General features: G+C 64.9%; 18 protein-coding genes and 1 CRISPR repeat array. Of the genes, 13 read left to right on the forward strand and 5 right to left on the reverse strand.

Going from position 1 to position 20,115, the window contains the following annotated elements:
• The first annotated feature begins 99 nt into the window (after window positions 1-99).
• Genes N5K27_RS03655 through N5K27_RS03680 form a run of 6 tightly spaced genes read left to right on the forward strand, consistent with a single transcriptional unit; the run spans window position 100 to window position 5,175 of the window.
• Window positions 100-1,092 carry a tripartite tricarboxylate transporter substrate binding protein gene (locus N5K27_RS03655; protein ID WP_279814724.1) on the forward strand — a complete coding sequence of 331 codons (993 nt, stop codon included), beginning with the start codon at window positions 100-102 and terminating at the stop codon, window positions 1,090-1,092.
• 20 nt (window positions 1,093-1,112) lie between these two features.
• On the forward strand, window positions 1,113-1,481 hold the full coding sequence (locus N5K27_RS03660) for a cupin domain-containing protein (RefSeq protein ID WP_087836789.1): 369 nt from the start codon (window positions 1,113-1,115) through the stop codon (window positions 1,479-1,481).
• Between the two features lie 2 nt (window positions 1,482-1,483).
• On the forward strand, window positions 1,484-2,278 hold the full coding sequence (locus N5K27_RS03665; RefSeq protein ID WP_087836790.1) for an aldolase/citrate lyase family protein: 795 nt from the start codon (window positions 1,484-1,486) through the stop codon (window positions 2,276-2,278).
• Window positions 2,275-3,207, forward strand: coding sequence for a DUF6282 family protein (locus N5K27_RS03670; protein WP_132979092.1), 933 nt, complete (start codon window positions 2,275-2,277; stop codon window positions 3,205-3,207). The genes N5K27_RS03665 and N5K27_RS03670 overlap by 4 nt, the downstream gene beginning before the upstream one ends.
• Window positions 3,208-3,215: 8 nt before the next feature.
• Window positions 3,216-4,082: an IclR family transcriptional regulator gene (locus tag N5K27_RS03675; RefSeq protein WP_279814728.1), complete on the forward strand. Its 867-nt coding sequence runs from the start codon at window positions 3,216-3,218 to the stop codon at window positions 4,080-4,082.
• Between the two features lie 40 nt (window positions 4,083-4,122).
• Entirely contained in the window at window positions 4,123-5,175 is a 1,053-nt protein-coding gene (locus N5K27_RS03680) for a hypothetical protein (protein ID WP_279814730.1), read from the forward strand.
• Between the two features lie 41 nt (window positions 5,176-5,216).
• Here the strand turns inward: N5K27_RS03680 and N5K27_RS03685 are convergent, their stop codons facing one another.
• The 4 genes from N5K27_RS03685 to N5K27_RS03700 all read right to left on the reverse strand — a co-directional run bounded on the left by N5K27_RS03685 (window position 5,217) and on the right by N5K27_RS03700 (window position 9,033).
• Complete coding sequence (locus N5K27_RS03685; protein WP_087836794.1) at window positions 5,217-6,491, reverse strand: aminotransferase class I/II-fold pyridoxal phosphate-dependent enzyme; 1,275 nt, start codon at window positions 6,489-6,491, stop codon at window positions 5,217-5,219.
• 82 nt (window positions 6,492-6,573) lie between these two features.
• A complete protein-coding gene (locus tag N5K27_RS03690) occupies window positions 6,574-7,557 on the reverse strand; it encodes a tripartite tricarboxylate transporter substrate binding protein (RefSeq protein WP_132979090.1) in 984 nt (327 codons plus the stop codon).
• 47 nt (window positions 7,558-7,604) lie between these two features.
• Complete coding sequence (catC, locus tag N5K27_RS03695) at window positions 7,605-7,883, reverse strand: muconolactone Delta-isomerase (protein WP_087836796.1); 279 nt, start codon at window positions 7,881-7,883, stop codon at window positions 7,605-7,607.
• Between the two features lie 25 nt (window positions 7,884-7,908).
• On the reverse strand, window positions 7,909-9,033 hold the full coding sequence (locus tag N5K27_RS03700) for a muconate/chloromuconate family cycloisomerase (protein WP_087836797.1): 1,125 nt from the start codon (window positions 9,031-9,033) through the stop codon (window positions 7,909-7,911).
• A gap of 97 nt (window positions 9,034-9,130) precedes the next feature.
• Here N5K27_RS03700 and N5K27_RS03705 point away from each other — a divergent pair, with 97 nt between their 5' ends.
• A complete protein-coding gene (locus tag N5K27_RS03705; RefSeq protein ID WP_087836798.1) occupies window positions 9,131-10,042 on the forward strand; it encodes a LysR family transcriptional regulator in 912 nt (303 codons plus the stop codon).
• A gap of 2 nt (window positions 10,043-10,044) precedes the next feature.
• Here N5K27_RS03705 and N5K27_RS03710 read toward each other — a convergent pair whose 3' ends face one another.
• Window positions 10,045-10,815 (reverse strand): phytanoyl-CoA dioxygenase family protein, encoded by a 771-nt coding sequence (locus N5K27_RS03710; RefSeq protein ID WP_087836799.1) that lies wholly within the window; start codon window positions 10,813-10,815, stop codon window positions 10,045-10,047.
• Between the two features lie 477 nt (window positions 10,816-11,292).
• On the opposite strand from N5K27_RS03710, the gene N5K27_RS03715 reads away from it, so the two are divergent.
• The 6 genes from N5K27_RS03715 to casB all read left to right on the forward strand — a co-directional run bounded on the left by N5K27_RS03715 (window position 11,293) and on the right by casB (window position 20,060).
• Window positions 11,293-11,871 carry a nucleotidyltransferase domain-containing protein gene (locus N5K27_RS03715; protein WP_243724383.1) on the forward strand — a complete coding sequence of 193 codons (579 nt, stop codon included), beginning with the start codon at window positions 11,293-11,295 and terminating at the stop codon, window positions 11,869-11,871.
• A gap of 556 nt (window positions 11,872-12,427) precedes the next feature.
• Window positions 12,428-13,737: a CRISPR direct-repeat array (repeat unit 29 nt; unit sequence GTGTTCCCCGCGAGAGCGGGGATGAACCG).
• A gap of 135 nt (window positions 13,738-13,872) precedes the next feature.
• On the forward strand, window positions 13,873-14,133 hold the full coding sequence (locus N5K27_RS03720) for a CopG family ribbon-helix-helix protein (protein ID WP_279814737.1): 261 nt from the start codon (window positions 13,873-13,875) through the stop codon (window positions 14,131-14,133).
• A 26-nt stretch (window positions 14,134-14,159) separates the two neighbouring features.
• Window positions 14,160-14,411, forward strand: coding sequence for a type II toxin-antitoxin system RelE/ParE family toxin (locus N5K27_RS03725; RefSeq protein WP_279814739.1), 252 nt, complete (start codon window positions 14,160-14,162; stop codon window positions 14,409-14,411).
• A 523-nt stretch (window positions 14,412-14,934) separates the two neighbouring features.
• Window positions 14,935-17,691, forward strand: coding sequence for a CRISPR-associated helicase Cas3' (gene cas3 / locus N5K27_RS03730; protein ID WP_279814741.1), 2,757 nt, complete (start codon window positions 14,935-14,937; stop codon window positions 17,689-17,691).
• A gap of 237 nt (window positions 17,692-17,928) precedes the next feature.
• Window positions 17,929-19,557 carry a type I-E CRISPR-associated protein Cse1/CasA gene (gene casA / locus N5K27_RS03735; RefSeq protein WP_279814743.1) on the forward strand — a complete coding sequence of 543 codons (1,629 nt, stop codon included), beginning with the start codon at window positions 17,929-17,931 and terminating at the stop codon, window positions 19,555-19,557.
• The gene (casB, locus tag N5K27_RS03740; RefSeq protein WP_279814745.1) at window positions 19,557-20,060 is read left to right on the forward strand and encodes a type I-E CRISPR-associated protein Cse2/CasB; all 504 of its coding nucleotides are present in this window, start codon (window positions 19,557-19,559) and stop codon (window positions 20,058-20,060) included. Before casA ends, casB begins: the two co-directional genes overlap by 1 nt.
• Window positions 20,061-20,115: the final 55 nt, after the last annotated feature.

A 20,115-nucleotide genomic window follows, 5' to 3' on the forward strand; every position in this document is an offset into this window, starting at 1 on the left:
CCCCGTGCCCGCAATCTCCCCCGTCTCTCCCTCGTTCCCGGAATCTCGCGCCCATGCCGTGCAGGCAGGGGGACGCTCACGCTCGAACAAGGAGACACCATGTCATTCCCGCGGTTTTTCCCCGCCACCGTCTGGCGCGGCGGCGCCATCGTCCTCGCCTGCATGTCCGTTTGTGGCGTGTCGGTGGCCCAGACCTATCCCACCAAGCCCATCCGGCTGATCGTGCCGTTCGCGCCGGGCGGCGCGGTCGACATCGTCGGCCGCCTGATGGCGCAATCGCTGAACGAAAGCCTGGGCCAGGCCGTGATCGTGGAAAACCGCCCCGGCGCGGGCGGTTTGCTGGCCATGGAAGAAGTGGCTAAAGCCGCGCCCGACGGTTACACGCTCGCGGTCGGCGCGGCCGGGCCGCTGACGGTCAGCCCGGCGCTGTTCAAGGAGCGCAAGTTCGATCCGCTGGAGCGGCTGGATCCGGTGATCTGGTACGCCAGCACCCCGGGCATCCTGGTGGTGAATCCCGCGCTCAAGGCCAACACCGTGGCCGAGCTGATCGCCTTGTCCAAGTCCAGCCCGCGTCCGCTGGCCATGGGGTCGGCCGGCAGCGGCAGCATCAATCACCTGATGGGGGAGTATTTCCAGCAAGTGGCCGGCGTCAGCTGGATGCACGTGCCCTACAAGGGCAGCTCGCCCGCGCTGACCGACCTGGTCGGCGGCAACGTGCAGGTGATGATGGACATCGTGCCGACCGCCACGCCGCTGGTGAAGTCGGGCAAGCTGCGCGCCCTGGCGGTGACCACGCCCAAGCGTTCCAACATGCTGCCGTCGGTGCCCACCGTGGCCGAACTGGGATATCCCGGCTTCGACGCCAGTTCCTGGCTGTCATTGAACGCTCCACGCGGCACGCCGGCCGCCATCATCCAGAAGCTGAACCGCGCCCTGAACGAGGGCCTGGCCAAGGAGGAGGTCCGGCGCCGCATCACCGATATCGGCGCCGAGCCGGAAGGCGGTACGCCGGAGCGCGTCACGGCGCGCCTGAAGCTGGACATCCCGCGCTGGAGCAAGCTGCTGGAAACCGCGGGCGTCACGGTGCAATGAAGCGAACTCAAGGAGGCGGTATGGCATTGGCGAATCTGCATAACTGGAACGACCTGGCCCGGGAAACCGTACGCAAGGGCGTGGAGCGGGTCGGGTTCCGCGGCGACGACGTGATGTGCGTCATGAACTGGCTGACGCCGGGCATGGACACCAATCCGCACAGCCACACCTTCGAGCAACTGGTGATCATCGTGCAGGGCCGTGTGCGCTTCCACCTGGGCGACGAAGTGGTCGAGGGCGGCCCGGGCAGCATGATCCGCATCCCGCCGCACGTGGTGCACTATGCCGAGCCCGTGGGCGACGAGGTGGTCCTGAACCTGGACGTGTTCGCGCCGCTGCGCGAAGACTACAAGCACCTGGTCGAGTACCAGCGCGCCGAGTTCGAGTGACCATGGCCACCGCGAACCAGGCCTTCCGCGCCCGCCTGCGCGAGCGCGCGCCGCTGGGCGGGACGTTCATCAAGACACCCGCCTACCAGCACGTCGAGATCGCCGGCGGCGCCGGCCTGGACTTCGTCGTGCTCGATGCCGAGCATGCCGTGTTCGATCCGGCGCAGCTGGACCAGTGCGCGCTGGCCGCGCGCGCGGCCGGCACCGCGGCGGTCGTGCGCCTGCCCGACCCCGGTGCCGCCAGCGTGCTGCGCGTGCTGGACATGGGGGCCGCGGGCGTGCTGGTGCCGCACGTGGTCGATGCCGAGTGTGCCCGCGAGATCGTCGCGCGGACCCGCTACGCCGATGGCATGCGCGGCTACAGCAATTCGCCGCGCTCGGGCGGATATGGCGCGCTGCCCATGGCGCGGCACATGCGGGAAGCCGATGCCGGCGTCAGCGTGCTGTGCCAGATCGAGGACCGCGCGGGCGTGGACAACATCGCCGCGATCGCCGCCGTGCCCGGGGTCGATTGCCTGTTCATCGGACGCGCCGACCTGGCGGTTTCCTATGGCGTGACGGAACTCGATCATCCCCTGGTCGCGCAGGCGGTCGACACGGTGATCCAGGCCGGCGCGGCCGCCGGGGTCGCCGTCGGCATTTTCCTTCCCGATGCCGACGCGCTGGCCGCCTACGCCGCGCGCGGCGTCAGCCTGTTCGTGATCGGCTCGGACCAGGGCTGGCTGCGCGCCGCCGCGCTGGGCCTGGGCGGGCGCATGGCCGCGGCCTTTCTTCAAACATCGGAGTGCAACCCATGAATACTTCTGTCGTCGCAACCCCGGCCACCGAGCTGGATCTCCGGGTCGAAAACCTCGTCAAGGGCGCCATCGACCTGCATTGCCACAGCGGCCCGTCGGTGATGGCCCGTTACCTGGACCACCTGGAGGCCATGCGGGAAGCCTCCGAGGCCGGCCTGAAAGCCGTGCTGCTGAAGGACCACTATTACTCGGCCACCCCCGTCACCTATCTGCTGAACAAGCATTTCAGCAACCTGGGCGTGCTCATGCTGTCCGGCGTGCCGCTGAACAACGCGGTGGGAGGCCTGAACGTGCACGCGGTCGAGCATGGCATCAAGCTGGGCGCGCGCCTGGTGTGGATGCCGACCTTCTCGTCGGCCAATCACATCGACCACCACAAGCAGGATCACAAATTCACCGAGAAATTCCCGCAGACCAAGAAGAAGATGATCGACCCGGTGCCGCTGACGGTGCTGGATGCCGGCGGCAAGCTCAAGGACGAGGTCAAGGACATCCTCGACCTGATCGCCGAGGCCGACGTGGTGCTGTCCGCGGGGCACCTGCACATCTCGGAGATCTGGCCGCTGTTCGACGAAGCCCGCAAGCGCGGCGTCAAGCGTCTGCTGGTCAACCATCCCACCTACGTGGTGGATGCCACGCTCGACGACATGAAGGTGCTGGCCCGCGACGGCGTCTACATGGAGCACTCGATGTGCATGTGGGTGCCCGGCTCCAAGTTCAAGTTCTACGAACCGGAGTTCCTGCGCCAGATCATCGAGGCCGGCACGGTGGACCGGACCATACTGGGCTCGGATCTCGGCCAGCAGGGCAATCCGCGGATCGTGGACGGTTTCCGCCACGTGATCCGGACCTGCCTGGACCTGGGCTACTCCGAGGCGGATGTTCGTAAAATGACCTCCACGAACGCATCCGCCCTGATGGGTATCTGAGGAGAAGCATGAGGACCAGCGCCGCAAAGAAGACGGAACCGGAAGCACCCGCGACCTCGGCCAAGGGGGCGGGGCCCGCGCTGCTGGAGTCGGTGGCCATCGTCTTCACGATACTCGACCAGTTGGCCGCGGCACGGCGTCCGCTGGGCGTGACCGAGCTGGCGCTGGCCATCGACGAGCCCAAGCCGCGCGTCTACCGGCACCTGGCTTCCCTGCGGCAGATCGGCATCGTCGAACAGGATCTGGTCAGCGAGAAATACCGGCTGGGCGCCAAGCTGGTGTCCTACGGAACCGCCGCGGGCGAGCAGTTCGACCTGCGGCTGATCGCCGATCCCTACCTGACGCAGCTGCGCGACCAGACCAGCCAGACGGCGCTGCTGTCCGCGGTCACCGAGGACTCGGCGCTGGTCATCTCATCGGTGGAGTCGACCAACCAGGTCTGCATCACCGTCAAGCCCGGCAACCGCGTGCCGCATCACTGCTCGGCCCAGGGCCGGATCGTGCTGGCCTACTGCGATGCCGCCACGCAGCGCAAGATCCTCCGGCGCGAGCTGCAGGCCTACACCGACCGCTCCATGGTCGAACCTGCGCGCATCCTGGAACGCCTGGCGTTGATACGCGAGCGGCTGTTCGAAGAAGCCAACGGCGAGGTGCTGGAAGGCATCAACGTGCTGGCCGCGCCCATTTTCCGCGGCTCGGAAAAGAGCGACGAGCTGGTGGGCATCATCGGCGTGATCGGCGCGAGCAAGGACGTGCCTTCGCCGCCGCCGCCCGGCATGGTGAAGCTGGTGCAGCAGGCCGCCGCCGCGCTGACCGAGCGCCTGAACGGGGTTTCCTACAAGCACCTGGGGCTGGCCGGCGCCGGGAAGAATTGAAGCGGCCGGGCGTGCCCGGCCGACATCCGAAGAGAATTCCATGTCCAGACTCGAAGTGGCGGTGGGATCGCTGCCCTTGAAGAACCCCGTGATCTGCGGATCGGGGGAACACACCATGACGGCCGACGGTATCCGCGCCGCCCTGCGGGCGGGCGTGGGCGCCGTGGTCGCCAAGTCCGTCAATGAATCGGCCGCGGCCAGGCAGCAACTGGACCGTACCGACTACGCGCTGCTGGGCAGCGACTGGCGCCGGCTGCCTTGGAACTTCGCGCCGCCCGCCGACGCGCAACTGCTGTGCCGCTCGGGCCTGATCCAGCTGGAGTTCGAACCCTGGATGGAGCAACTGGTCGCGCTGGATCGCGAAGCCGCGGCGCAGGGCGCCTACGTCATCCCCAGCCTGATCCTGAGCGATCTCGACCAGTGCGCGCGCTATGCGCGGGCCATCGAGCAGATGGGCCTGCGGGTGCTGGAAGTGAACATCGGCGCGCCCCACGGCGAGGAGGCCGCGCGCGGCGCCATCGTGCTGGAACGCAGCAGCGAACGCATCACGACCATCGTCCGCACGCTGCGTGCCGCGACCCGGCTGCCGCTGTGGATCAAGCTGACCGGGCAGAGCGAGGACGTCGCGGCCCTGGCCGAGGCGGCCAGACAGGCGGGCGCGGACGCGGTGGTGATGATGGGACGCTTCATGGGCTTCCTGCCCGATCTCGACACCGAGGCGCCCGTGCTGGGCACGTCGGCCGCGCTGGGCGGCGGCTGGGCGCTGCCGCTGACGGCACGCTGGCTGGCGCTGAGCCGCAAGCGGCTGGGGCCGGACTACCCCCTGCTGGCCACCAACGGCGCGCGCAGCGGCCTCGACGTGGCCCGGTTCCTGCTGGCGGGCGCCTGCGCCACCGAGATGACCTCGGCGGTGTTCACCGGGGGGTACGAGGTGCTGGCGCGCAGCGTGCGAGAGCTGGACGAGTACGTGCAGGGCCGGGGCAAGCGCGCCACCGACCTGCTGGGCGTGGCGGCCGACCGGCTGGCGTCCTATGCCGACCAGGCCTCGCGGCCCGGGTACTGGCAGACCTTCGTGCCGCCCGCGGCGGCCTGAGCCGTCGCAACAGGCAGCCCTGGGGCTGCCTTGTTCCCGGGTCAGGCCGCGGCCAGCGCCTGGTCCAGGTCGTCGATCAGGTCATCCAGGTGCTCGATGCCGATGGACAGCCGCAGCATGTCCTCGCTCACGCCGGCCTTCTTCAGCTCGTCGGCATCCAGCTGGCGGTGCGTGGTGGACGCGGGATGCGTGGCCAACGAACGCGCATCGCCGATGTTGACCAGTCGCGTGAAGAGCTTGAGCGCATCCAGCACCCGGGCGCCGGCCTCGCGGCCGCCGGTCTTCAGGCCGAACGACAGGATGCCCGAGGCGCGTCCGCCCATGTAGCGCTGCGCCAGGTGGTGGTCGGGGTGGCCGGACAGGCCGGCGTAGTTGACCCAGCCGACCTTGGGGTGGTCCTGCAGGTATTGGGCGATGGCCTGGCTGTTGTCGCAGATGCGGTCCATGCGCAGGGGCAGGGTCTCGATGCCTTGCAGCACCAGGAAAGCGTTGAAGGGCGACAGCGCGGCGCCGGTGTTGCGCAGCGGCACGACCCTCGCGCGGCCGATGAAGGCCGCCTCGCCCAGGGCTTCGGTGTAGACCACGCCGTGGTACGAAACGTCGGGCTCGTTCAGCCGGCGGAAACGATCCTTGTGCTTCGCCCAGGGAAACTTGCCGCTGTCGACGATGGCCCCGGCCATGCTGTTGCCGTGGCCACCCATGTACTTGGTCAGCGCGTGCACGACGATGTCGGCGCCGTGCTCGAACGGCCGGCACAGGTAGGGGCTGGGGACGGTGTTGTCCACGATCAGGGGGATGCCGTGGGCGTGCGCGATGTCCGCCAGCGCGGCGATGTCGGTGACGTTGCCCAGCGGGTTGCCCACCGACTCGCAGAAGATGGCCTTGGTCCGCGCATCGATCAGCGGGGCGAACGACGCGGGATCGGACGGGTCGGCGAAGCGCGTCTCCAGGCCCTGCTGCGGGAAGGTATGGGCGAACAGGTTGTAGGTGCCGCCATACAGCGTGCTGGCCGCGACGATGTTGTCGCCGGCTTCGGCGATGGTCTGTATCGCGTAGGTGATGGCCGCCATGCCCGATGCCAGCGCCAGCGCGCCCACGCCGCCTTCGAGCGCGGCCACGCGCTTCTCCAGCACGTCGGTGGTGGGGTTCATGATGCGGGTGTAGATGTTGCCCGGCACCTTCAGGTCGAACAGGTCGGCGCCATGCTGCGCGCTGTCGAAGGAGTAGGCGACCGTCTGGTAGATGGGCACGGCCACCGCGTGGGTCGTGGGCTCGGGGCTGTAGCCGGCGTGTACCGCCAGGGTTTCTATTTTCATGGGGCTGTCTCCGCAGTTCCGCTTCGATGAACGGCGCATTATGCGCGAGGATGCGCTTCGGAGACAGCCCCGGGTTCGCGTATCACTCCATCCTGATTCCGCGCGATTCGATCAGCTCGCGCCCGCTCTTGATTTCCGAGGCGAGATAGTCGCGCAGTTCGGCGGGCGATCCGCCTATGGGCTCGGCGCCGATCGCGGCCAGCGTGCCTTGCACCTTGGGCGTCTTCAGCGCGTCGCGCATGGCGCGGTTCAACTTGTCGATCACGGCGGGCGGCGTGCCGGCCGGCGCGAAGGCGGCGAACCACGGCGTCAGTTCATAGCCGGGCAGGCCGGCCTCGGCCACCGTCGGCACGTTGGGCAGCGCGGCCGAACGCTTCCTGGTGGTGACCGCGATGGGGACGAGCTTGCCGGCATCGATGTGCGGCTTGGACGAGGTGATGCTGTCGAACATGTAGTCGACCTGTCCGCCCAGCATGTCGGCGATCGCCGGGCCGCTGCCCTTGTAGGGCACGTGCAGCATCTGCACGCCGGCCATCTTGGCGAAGAGCTCGCCCGCCAGGTGGATGGAGGTTCCCACGCCGGCCGAGGCATAGGTGTACTTGCCGGGATGCGCCTTGGCGAGCGCGATGACTTCCGGCACGGTCCTGGCCTGGATACGCTGGGGATTGACCACCAGTACGTTGGGCACGACGGCCAGCAGCGAAATGGGCGCGAAATCCTTGACGGGGTCGTAGGCCATGTCGGGATACAGCGCGGGGTTCACCGCCATGCCGTTGGCCACGATCATGATGGTGTAGCCGTCCGGCCTGGCGCGCGCCACCGCGGTGGCGCCGATGTTGCCGCCGGCGCCCGCGCGGTTCTCGATCACGAAGGACTGGCCCAGGCTCTTGCCCATGGCTTCGCCCAGCGTGCGCGCGATGTTGTCCATGGCGCCGCCCGGCGGGAAGGGAACGATCCAGCGGACCGGGTGGTCCGGGTAGCCGTCGCCCGCGGCCGCCGCCGCGAGCGGCAGGGCAAACAGGGCGGCCAGGGCCAGGGCGGACGTCGTCTTATGCAGGGGTTTCATCGTTGTCTCCGATATGGATAGTAGATGCGGATGGGCCGCCGGGACGCTCAGTGAATGGACGAGGGGTGGCGGGCCAGCGGCGTGACGTGGATCTCCATGTAGGGAAACAGCGGCAGCGACGACAGCAGGGTGTGCAGCTCGTCGTTGTCGGCCACGTCGAAAATGCTGTAGTTGGCGTACTCCCCCACCACGCGGTAGAGGTGCGGCCATTTGCCCTGCCGCTGCAGGCCTTGGGAATAGGCTTTCTCCGTGGCCTTCAGCGCATCGGCTTCTTCCTTGGGCATGGAGGGCGGCAGGCGGACATCCATGCGGACGAGGAACAACATGTGACTCTCCTGGTGATAGGGCGCTTCAACGGTCGCGGCGGTAGCGCGTCAGTTTTTCTTCATCGAGCGCCAGTCCCAGCCCCGGCGCGGTGGGCAGCGTCATCGAGAATTCCTGATAGGCAGGACGTTGCTGGACGACGTCGTCCACCAGCAGCAAGGGGCCGAACAGCTCGGTGCCCCATTCAAGACGGGGCAGGGTGGCGAAGGCGTGCGCGGCGGCCACGGTGCCTATGCTGCCTTCGAGCATGGTGCCGCCGTACAGCGCCATGCCCGCGGCATCGCCGACGGCGGCGGTGCGCAGCACGTCGTAGAGGCCGCCCGACTTGGAGATCTTCAGGGCCAGCACGTCGGCTGCGCCCAGGCGGGCGAGGTCCATGGCGTCCTCAGGGCTGTGGACGGCCTCGTCGGCCATGATGGGCACGACGAAACGCGCGGCCAGCCTGGCCATGCCGGCGCGATGGGCGCGGGGAAGCGGCTGCTCGATCAGATCCACGCCGGCCGCTTCCAGCCGGGCGATGCCGGTGGCCGCCTGCGACTCGCTCCAGGCCTGGTTCACGTCCACGGTCACGCGTGCCCGCGTACCCAGCGCCTGCTTGATGGCGCACACGTGGGCCACGTCCTCGGCCACGGAGCGGCGGCCGATCTTCAGCTTGAAAGTGTCGTGCCGCCGTGCGGCCAGCAGGGACTCGGCCTCTTCGATGTCGCGCCGGGTATCGCCGCTGGCCAGTGTCCAGAGCACGGGAACGGCGTCGCGCACGGCGCCGCCCAGCAGCTTCGAGACCGGTACGCCCAGCCGCTTGCCCTGCGCGTCGAGCAACGCCGTCTCGAGCGCCGACTTGGCGAAGGTGTTGCCGCGCGCCACCCGGTTCATGCGCCGAGCGGCGGCCAGCACGTTCGAGGCATCCTGCCCCAGCAGCGCCGGGGCCAGGTAGGTGTCGATGGCGAGCTTGATGCCTTCGGGGCTTTCCTCGCCGTAGCTCAGCCCGCCTATGGTGGTGGCTTCTCCCAGCCCCTCCGCGCCGTCGGAGCAGCGCAGGCGCACGATGACCAGCGTCTGCACGTTCATAACCGTCATCGCCAACTGATGGGCACGGATGGTGGGCAGGTCGACCAGGATGGCCTCGATCGACTCGATGCGTGGGAAAACCATACTTTTCCGGTTTGTTTGGTTCGGGAAGCCAGTATGGGATTCGATTTTTCCTGAGTCCAAGACTATATTTGGCGTTTTCAATACCCTGAAGGTATCGATGGACGTCAGGCAACTCCGCTACTTCCAGGCCGTGGCGCAGGAAATGAACGTGACGCGCGCGGCCGAGAAACTGCACATGGCGCAACCGCCGCTCAGCCGCCAGATACGCGCGCTGGAAGACGAACTGGGAGTGCTTCTGTTCGAGCGCACCGGCCGATCGCTGCGATTGACCGAGGCCGGCCGCTTCCTGCTCGAACACTCGCTGCAATTGACCGCGCGCCTGCAGGAGATCACCGAGGCCACCCGGCGCCTGGGCCAGCAGGGACGGCGCTGGTTCGGCGTGGGCTTCGTGCCGTCCACGCTGTACGGATTCGTGCCGGAGCTGATCCGCCGCCTGCGGGGCGCGGACCGGCACGTCGAGGTGGGTCTGTCGGAGCTGACGACATTGCAGCAGATGGAAGCGCTCAAGGCGGGCCGCATCGACATCGGCTTCGGGCGCATTCTTTTCGACGACCCCGACATCGAACGCAAGGTACTGATGGCCGAGCCGCTGGTCGCGGTGGTGGCGCGCGCCCATCCACTGGCCCGGCGCGCGCGCCGCGGGGTGGATGCGGCCGAGTTGGCCGCGCAGCCTTTCATCCTGTATCCGGCGCGGCCGCGGCCCAGCTACGCCGATCACGTGCTGGGCCTGTTCCGCGCGGCAGGCCATGGGCTGGACGTGGTCCAGGAGGCCAACGAACTGCAGACCGCCATCGGACTGGTCGCCGCCGGCCTGGGCGTGACCGTGGTGCCCGCGTCGGTGCAGCGCCTGCAGCGCGAAGACATCGTCTATGTGCCGCTGGACAGCCCCGGATTCACCTCGCCGGTGATCGTAAGCCGCCGCCGGGACGACCGGTCACCGTTCCTGCTGCAGGCCGGCGCGCTGGCCGATGAGCTGGCGGCCGAGGAACTGCGCGCGCATGCGCGCTAGGTTCATGCGCCTTCCAGGCTGATGCTGCCCTTGGCGGCCGAACGGGTGCCGGGCAGCGGACGGTTGCTGGCGGCGTGGTAGGTGAACACCGCCGAGAACTTCACCTCGTCCGTGGCGTTGCGGTCGGCCGCGTGCAGGGTATTGCAGTGGAAAAACATCACATCGCCCGCATGCAGCTCCGGCACGATGGCGCGCTCGATGACCGCGCGGTTGGCGGGCAGGTCGTCGCGGAAGAACTTGCGTTCATCGAAGCGCGAGGCATCGAAGCTTTCCCGGTGCGATCCCGGCACCAGGTGCAGCGCGCCGTTGCGGTCCACTTCGTCGCCCAGCGCCAGCCAGATCGAGACCATGTCGTCGCGCTGGAACGACCAGTAGCGGAAGTCCCGGTGCCAGCCCGTGAGCGTGCCGTAGCGCGGATGCTTGGTCATGACGCAGTTGTGATGGGCCAGCGACAGCTTGGCCGGTTCGCCGAAGTACGCCGCCATCCAGTCGCGGATGGGCGCACAGGTCGCGTACTGCCGATAGGCCTCGTCGCGCGACCACGCATCCAGCAGCCGCCGCACCGTCCGCCCGCCCTCGGCCTCGCGCGAAGTCGGCGCGCCCGGATAACCCAGGTCCGCCTCGTACTCGATGGGCTCGATATGGGCATTGAGCTGCGCGCGCGCGATCTGCAGCAGCGCCGCGCAGGCGTCGTCATCCAGGAAATTGCGCACCACCACCAGACCATCCCGGCGCAGTGCCGCGATCTGTTCATCGCGTGACAGGCTAGCCATGCTGCTCTAACACAAAAGAAGAAAAATCAGCTGCCTAGGATACGCTGAATTCCTTCGAAAAACGCTTGCACCCTTGCCCGTCTGCTGGATCTGGCGGGCTGGGTTTTCGCGGGCTGGCGGTCCAGCGTGGGTTTGAAGGGAGGACGAGTCCCGATCGGCGCGCGTGAATTGGATAGAAGCGGGGCGGGTTGAGTATGATGGTTTGGCGATGACAGCGGTTGTTCTGTTGGGCGGCGTGGATCGTTGAAAAAAAACGGTGGATTTTGGAGGACGGTTTTTTCTTTTTAAAACAAGTGCTTAGGGTTGGTTGGTGTTCCCCGCGAGAGTGGGGAGGTTACTCGGGTGTATGCCTGATCTTGGCCAAGGGTGCATTTGTGCAGTAGCCAATTCGCCTGTAGAAATACCTTGAATTAAATACCCATATTGGGTAAATTCATTCCCAATATGGGTATGTTTTGCTTCACCATGCACTCTAACTTGGCCGATGCCCTATTCCCTCGAACCAAACAGCGCGTGTTGGGATTGCTGTTCGGCCAGCCTTGGCGCAGTTTCTATGCCAACGAGGTGATGGGAATCGTGGCCAGTGGCTCCGGCGCGGTTCAGCGTGAGTTGGCGGCCTTGGCTCAGAGCGGCCTGGTCACCGTCAAGGCTGTTGGCAATCAAAAGCACTATCAGGCCAACCCAGACTCCCCGATTTTTGAGGAACTGTGTGCGATCGTGCAGAAGACGATAGGGTTGGCAGAACCTCTGCGCAGTGCTCTTCGGCCTCTGGAGCGTCGAATCACCGCGGCGTTTGTCTACGGTTCTGTTGCGAAGAAAATGGACACGGCGCGAAGCGACATTGATCTTATGCTTGTGAGCGATGACGTGAGCTACGGAGATGTCTTTGAAGCATTGGAAGAGGCAAGCCACACACTGGGGCGGCCAGTGAACCCCACTATCTTGACTCGCGCGGAATTCTTGAAGCGGGTGACCGTACAGGAGTCTTTCCTTTCCCGAGTGCTGGATCAGCCCAAGCTCTGGATCCTGGGAGGCCCCGACGACCTCCCCGTTTGAGAGCCTGACCGGCCCAGGCAAGCCGCTCAAGGCGGAGCCGCCGGACGCCAAGGAATTCGACGGCTTGAAGAGGTCAGGTCATGCGAGGCTGAAGGACGCACTCAATTCGTCCCTGTCCATCGAGAGCCGTTTCGATCTGGCCTACAACGCCGCCCACGCACTTTGCCTGGCTGCGCTGCGATGGAACGGGTATCGGTCAACAAATCGCTATCTGGTTTTCCAATTGCTACCCCACACATTGGGTCTCGGACCGGCGGTCTGGCGAGTGCTCTCGAAGTGTCACGACATCCGTAATCTCGGTGAGTATGGAGGAGATTTGAGTGTCGATGATCGGATCGTCACAGACCTTGTGGCGGCGTGCCAGGTAGTGGCTGACAAGGTCGATGCCCTTGCTCCGCTAGGTTCTGTCCGCTGAGAAATAAGCTGCAATGTCTGGTTGACATGACGAGTTGAAGCCTGTTCTTTCGGCTTTCTAACGAGTTGAGTTTCCTGGAAGAAAGTTGGTAGATTTTTGGCGTCCGATTTTCTCTTTTGAAAACAATCGGTTATGTTTGGTGTGTTCCCCGCGAGAGCGGGGATGAACCGCCTCTTGGACCACCAGCCATGCGAAATCCTCGGTGTTCCCCGCGAGAGCGGGGATGAACCGGAGATCGAGTTCTGGGAGCGCGTCCAGCGCCTGTGTTCCCCGCGAGAGCGGGGATGAACCGACGACGTTGTGCAAAACGATGCCTGGCAACCCGTGTTCCCCGCGAGAGCGGGGATGAACCGTCCATTCGGCAGTGGGCGCGGCTCCCGGTGCGGTGTTCCCCGCGAGAGCGGGGATGAACCGTACGCACCTCAAGTGATTGAGCTGCTGTCAGCGTGTTCCCCGCGAGAGCGGGGATGAACCGGCACCGCAGCCGAGTCCCTACAAGCAACCCGAGTGTTCCCCGCGAGAGCGGGGATGAACCGGCATCCTTCGCCACCAATGTAGACCGGGAGGCGTGTTCCCCGCGAGAGCGGGGATGAACCGAATGATGTCCATGCGCTCATGCGCGTTGGGCGGTGTTCCCCGCGAGAGCGGGGATGAACCGCAAAACCCAACATTTTTTTAGGATTTTTGTTGGTGTTCCCCGCGAGAGCGGGGATGAACCGGGATCCGGCAGTGCGGCACCTACCGGACTGTGGTGTTCCCCGCGAGAGCGGGGATGAACCGCCCAGTACATCTGGAGTAGCTCGTTCTCGATGGTGTTCCCCGCGAGAGCGGGGATGAACCGTTCTCCGATTTCTTGCCGCGGAGGGTGGGGGCGTGTTCCCCGCGAGAGCGGGGATGAACCGTAGAGTTGGGCGGCCAGCCCGACCACCGCCACGTGTTCCCCGCGAGAGCGGGGATGAACCGCCGTGATGCGGGGCCTTTTCAAGCGATGCAGCGTGTTCCCCGCGAGAGCGGGGATGAACCGTTCTTCCTCGAGTGGGACGATGCCAAAGCATGGTGTTCCCCGCGAGAGCGGGGATGAACCGGTTCGGGCTTTCTGCTCTTGGAGTGAGGCGGCGTGTTCCCCGCGAGAGCGGGGATGAACCGATCGGGAGTCGGAGCCGGAGGGCACTGAATCCGTGTTCCCCGCGAGAGCGGGGATGAACCGGCTTTCGACGGCTCGCACTTGCGTTCTCGGCGGTGTTCCCCGCGAGAGCGGGGATGAACCGCAAAACGAGTTCGCCAAGGTGATCTACGACGGGTGTTCCCCGCGAGAGCGGGGATGAACCGAAGATCACGCAGGCGCGCTTCGCTCAGCTCGTGTGTTCCCCGCGAGAGCGGGGATGAACCGGAACTGCGCCTGGCGCGATGGTCGGAAATGGAGTGTTCCCCGCGAGAGCGGGGATGAACCGATCCATATGGCCAGAGTCTTGTCCGTGGCCCTTCCTGTGCGTGAGCCAGCATAAGCCATTGCCACACGCCGTAGACGGACACTCGCACAAGGACTATGGTATTCACTAGTATTACCTTCGAATATACATTCCATCATGGCCACGACCATCAAGCTCAATGACGACTTGAAAGCTCGCATACATCGCCTTGCAGATCAGCGGGACCGTTCGGCCCACTGGATCATGCGCGAAGCAATCACGCAGTACGTGGAGCGCGAGGCGTTCAAGCAGGATGCGATGCGTGCATGGAATGACTATCAGGCCAACGGATTGCACTTGGCGCTTGAAGAAGCGGATGCCTGGCTGGCGAAGCTCGAAGCGGGTAAGGATGCGGAGCCACCCATGTGCCACGAGTGATATGGACGCCACTGGCACTAGACGATGTGCAGAACCTATATCGCTTTCACGCGCAGAAGGATATAAGCGCCGCGCGACGTGCCGTACAAGCAATCCGCACCGGGGTGGGGATGCTTGCCAAGCAGCTGCGCGTCGGTCGTCCGATCGAAGACATGGACGCGGAGTTTCGTGAATGGCTGATCGATTTCGGGCAACGCGGCTATGTTGTCCTATATCAATTGCATGGCGAAACCGCGTCCATTTTGGCTGTGCGCCCTCAAAAAGAAGTAGGGTATTGAGAAGAAGTTCTCTGCGTGAGCGGGCAGTCCGGGACAAATAACGAAGCCGGCTTGCTGTAACCTCCAACGGCCCGGCAGGATTGACTGGCGCCGAGGCTGCCCAACTGGTCGGCCTATCCGACAGTCGTACCGTTCGCCGTTGGACCGGCGGCCAATCGGATATCCCGTTCGCCGCCTGGGCGATCTTTGCGAAGCCGCAGGCTTGGGAATCATCTGGTGACGGGCTCGTGTGGCGTATTCCGCTCTGGATGAATAGTAGGACGGTGTCCAGAGTCCACGACGAGGCGGGACACTCTGTTCTGTTCGCACGTTCTACCCCGCAATCCCAAGACGGCGATAACCCATCTTGCGGTCTCTAATCCGTTGGTGGCTGGCTAGCTCCTGCCGGGATAACCCGATTTGTATCCGTTTTTATCAAAATGTTATCTTGATGAAAAACCATCATTGAACCGTCATGCCCTCGCCGCCGTCATGCGGCCCTTTGATGGCGTAATGAAAAACGGAGTCTCCGCATCGTGTAGTCATGGCTGACCTGTCGCTGAAATACTGGGGGAAAGCGAAGCCGTCGAAGAACGGTTCGATCGGTTGGCATCTGTTGCCATACCACTGCCTGGACGTGGCCGCTTGTGGCGTCGCTTATCTCCGGCGCGCTTCGTCGCTTCGCCGCCTGCTTTGTGCCCGCCTGGCCATGAACGCCGAGCAGTTGGAAGGGTGGGTCGCTTTCTGGCTCGTTCTGCACGATCTGGGCAAGTTCGCCACGACTTTTCAGGGCCAGCGCAACGATATCCTGCTGAAGCTGCAGGGCCGGGAAAGCCGCCATGGCTATTCGATCCGGCACGATACGCTTGGGCTGGTCTACTGGTCGTCGGTGCTGGAGGGCGAAGCGATCGGCGAGGGCTGGTTCGGTCCCAACAGCGTCTCGCTGATGCGCGCGATTGATCATTGGGTGCGCGCAGTGACTGGCCATCATGGCCAGCCTCCTTCCGAGAGCGTGGAGAACCCCTGGCCCCACTTCGTGAATCCGGACGATCATCGGGCCATTCGGCAATTCGTCCATCACATGCGCGAATTGTTTCTCGCGGACATGGATTGGGAAGCTCCTTGTTTTGTCGATGTCGACGCGTTCGAGGACGCCAGCCGTGAGCTCTCCTGGTGGATAGCCGGGGTGGCAGTACTTGCGGATTGGGTCGGCTCCAACCAGGATTATTTTCCGTATCGGGACGACGAGGTTTCGCTTGCGGAGTATTGGACGCGGGCGCAGGAGCTTGCTGCCGACGCTTGTGAAGCTATCGGTGTTCTGCCTGTCGAAGCCCGCCAGCGGGCCACCTTCATCGAGTTGTTCCCAACGTTGACGCAACCGTCTCCATTGCAAGCCTGGGCGAGCGAGGTTTCCTTGCACGACGGTCCGCAGATTCACCTGTTGGAAGACGTCACCGGCGCGGGCAAGACCGAGGCCGCCATGATGCTGACCCACCGGCTGATGAGTGCCGGGGCGGCAGACGGTTTCTTCATCGGCCTGCCCACCATGGCCACGGCCAACGCCATGTACGGCCGCCTGAGTCATTTCTATGTCCGGCTATTCGAGGGCCTGGCCAGTCTGGTGCTGGCGAACGGCCAGCGCGAACTGGTGGAGGCCTTTGCCGCCTCGGTCCTGAGTCCCGGGCCCGCCGAGCACGATCAGGCGCAGGGGGATGAAACGGCCTCGGCCCGTTGCACTGCCTGGCTGGCCGACCACAACAAGCGCGCGCTGCTGGCGCCGGCTGGCGCGGGCACCATCGATCAGGCCTTGATGGCGGTGCTGCAGGGCAAGCATCAGTCCTTGCGGCTGTTGGGCCTGTTCCGCAAGGTACTCATCATCGATGAGGTTCATGCTTGCGATGCCTACATGCAGGGCGTGTTGGAGGTCCTGCTCCGCGCGCATGCGTCGGCGGGCGGCAGCGCGATCCTGCTTTCTGCCACGTTGCCCGAGCGCATGAAGCGTGCCTTGCTGGCGGCGTTCGCGGCGGGCTGTCGTCACGACCCACCTGAGTTGCCTGTCGAGGCGGACTATCCCCTGATCACGAGCTGGAGCGCGGACCAGCCGCGGCAGGTGGCGACCCGTTGCGTGGAAACGCGGGCGGACGTCAGCCGGACGGTGAAGATACGCTACGTATCGGACCAGGACGAGGTGGTTGCCGGCATCCGCCGTGCGCTGGCGGCGGGGCGCTGTGTTTGCTGGGTGCGCAACACGGTCGCGGATGCCATGGCCGCCCATGCGCTGTTCGCCGATGAGCTGGACGCAGAGCATCTCATGCTCTTTCATGCGCGCTTCACCTTGCGCGATCGGTTGGACATGGAGGCGCGCGTCCTGGATCACTTTGGCGCGTACAGCACCGCGGAACAGCGCCGCGGACGGCTGGTCATCGCGACGCAGGTCGCCGAACAATCACTTGATGCCGACTGGGACTGGATGATCAGCGATCTGGCACCCATCGATCGTCTCATCCAGCGGGCGGGTCGCCTGCAACGCCATCGGCGCGACGCATGGGGCAATCGCCTGGCCGATTCCGCTGAACCCGATGGCCGCGATCAGCCGTGCCTGTGGGTGTTGGGGCCGGCCTGGACGGAGGAGCCCGGTTCGACCTGGTTCAAGGATGCCTTCCCCAAGTCGGTGAAGGTCTATCGCCATCATGGCCAGTTGTGGTGGACGGCCCGCTTCATGCAGGAAGGCCAACTGCGCATGCCTGCCGATGCGCGGCGGTTGATCGAAGGCGTGTTCGCGGAGGACGTGGAAATGCCGGCTGGTCTGCAGTTCACGGCCAATGAGGCGATCGGCGCGGAGAGCAGCGAGGCCTCTCACGCGCATCGAAACACCATCAAGCTGGATGTCGGTTATGTCTGGCGAGGAGAGCACTGGTGGTCGGATGCGCAGACCCCCACGCGTTTGGGCGAGCCCAGTGCAAACGTGGTGCTGTGCCGGTGGGAGGGTGATCGCGTGGTGCCATGGAGTGTTCACGAGCAGCTCCGGCATGCCTGGTCCTACAGCACGGTACGGGTGCCGGAACGGTTGGTCGCGGAAGCCGTTCCGCCGGAAGACCCGCAGCGCTTGCAGGTTTGGGAAGCCGCCCGGTTGACGTTGCCGGATCAGGGGAAGTGGTCGGTGTTGCTGGTTTTGGAGCGGGTGGGGGGCGATTGGGTGGGGAGCGCTATGGGGAGGGAGGGGGACGAGAAGTTGGTGGTGCGACAGTGGGTTTATGACGGGAGGTTCGGGTTGCTTGCACTCCCGTTCGGGAGAGAGTGAACGAGGGTAGGGGACACCCTCGTTCCATCCCCGCTCGTGCGGGGAACAGTTTGCCCGTAGCAACGCATACGGTTCATCCCCTTGTGTGTTCGCCTGCTGTAGGGGATCCCCTAATTATCGCACTCTCGGATATCGCCCCCTCCTCAAATATTTTCGAGCAATGCATACTTAGTTTCTGTTGACGAATCGAGAGTGCGTGTCTAGAATGCCTCCATTGTTCAAGATAGGGGGAGTGCGATGTCACTGCTAACCGATGCATGGATGCCCGTACGCGACCGTTCAGGAAGGCGCCGCTGGATCGCCCCCAGCGAGCTGACGTCCCCGGACCTGATCGCCTTCGACGCGGATCGCGCGGATTTCAACGGTGCCCTGGCTCAGTTCGCCATCGGCCTGTTGTCCACGCACGCTCCCCTGAACAAGGCTCGCGACTGGGAGCGCTGGTTCGCTTCGCCTCCCGACGCCAGCACGCTGCAATCCTGGTGGGAAGGCAACATTGCCTATTTTACCTACGACGGTGACGGCGCGCGTTTCATGCAGGATCACGCGCTGGCGGCCAAGGCCGATTTCGGAATCGCGGGGCTGTTGATCGATTCCCCGGGCGAGAACGCGATCAAGAACAACAGCGACCATTTCGTCAAGCGTGGCCGCATCGAGCGCCTTTGCCCGCACTGCGCGATGACCGCCTTGCTGACCTTGCAGATCAACGCTCCCGCGGGGGGCGCCGGACACCGCACGGGCTTGCGAGGTGGGGGGCCGCTGACGACCTTGCTGGCCTGCGAACCGGCCAGGTCGCTGTGGCACGATCTGTGGCTGAACGTCATGGAACCGCCGGAACGCCATGCGCACGGCGGCGACATCAAGAAGTCCGCGCCGCACTTTACCTTCCCATGGCTGGCGCCGGTCGAGGCGATCCAACCCGATCAGGGCGAGACGAGTCCCGTCCAGACCCATCCCATGCATATCTTCTGGGCGATGCCGCGGCGGATCAGGCTGGATTTCGACAGTACCGTCGAAGGCACATGCGACATCTGCCATCGGACCCATTCCGGGCTGCTGACCCAATATGCCACGGCCCCCTATGGGTTCAACTACAAGGGGCCTTGGGATCATGTGCTGTCGCCCTACTATCAGCTCAAGGGCGATTGGCTGCCGTTGCATCCGCAACCAGGGGGATTCGGCTATCGCCATTGGCTGCCCTGGCTGGTGGGGGTGAGCGATGACAAGGCCTCCCAGCGTCCGGCCCGTGTGGTGGCCCACTTCCGAACCAGCCGCAGGGAGCGCCAGGCGGGAGCCACTCTCAGTCTGTGGGCCTTTGGTTTCGATATGGACAACATGAAGGCCCGATGCTGGTACGAAGCGAGATTGCCCGTGTACAGCCTTGAGGATTGCGGCCCGAGTGAAATCAAGCGTTTGCAATTCACTCTTCAAAGCTGGCTGGCTGGCGCCAGGGATAGCGTTTATGTCCTGCGCAGTGCCGTCAAGACGGCCTGGTTCAGCGGCGAGGCCCGAGGCGATTACAGCGCGGTGGACGCTGCGTTCTGGAACCGAACCGAAGCGGCATTCTATGAACTGCTCCGACAACTGATCCACGCCATCCGTTCAGGGGCGAGCGACGTCGATCTGGAAGGGCTTGGCCAGTCGTGGCTGAACACATTGCAGCAGACCAATTTTGCTCTGTTCGATGACGTGTTCGTCGGGGCGGGAGCAATCGACCGCAGCAACCCGCGCCGCGTTGCGGCGGCCAACAAATTGCTGCGCGCCACCATGTTCGGCGAAAAACTGAGGAAAACACTGAACCTGCCTGTCGAGCCTGCAAAGCCCGCCGCAAACAGGCAGTCCAAAACCCAGCATGAGCAGGAGGCGTGATGCCCTTGACCCTGACCTCTGATAGCCCCGAAGGGCAATCCATCCGGCGCTGGCTGGCCTATCTGGACGAATACGACAAAGGGGGGCGAGCGCAGTTGCGCCGAGCCTCTTCGGTGCTCGATGCCATCATGTGCCCCGCAGTGCATCGCTTGCGCCACCAGTTGGAGGAACTTCATCCGGGAGCGTTCAGTAATCAACGGGCCGATCGCCTGGCCATGGCTTGCGCGTTGATGGCGCGTCTGAAGCAGCCCGTCGGCCGCCTTGCCTTGCCGTTGGCCATGAGCGAGCGTGTGGCGGGCTCTGATCGCAATGCCGTCAGCGAGTTACGTTTTCGCCGACTGCTCGATGCACACAACGACGAAGCTTTGTTCACGGGGCTGCGTCGGATGCTGCCCTTGATCGATGGTCTCGTATGCCCGGTTCTGCTCGCCCGCGATGTCGTGTTCTGGGGCGACAAAGTGAAACGCGCCTGGGCGTATGACTATTACCGCTGGCCCAACTAGGCCAGCCTTGCCCACTCGCCCATCCGCTTCATCCCACTTGCGCTGTACAGAGGAA

This window comes from Pigmentiphaga sp. GD03639, from assembly GCF_029845405.1.
GTDB classification, from domain to species: Bacteria; Pseudomonadota; Gammaproteobacteria; order Burkholderiales; family Burkholderiaceae_B; genus Pigmentiphaga; species Pigmentiphaga daeguensis.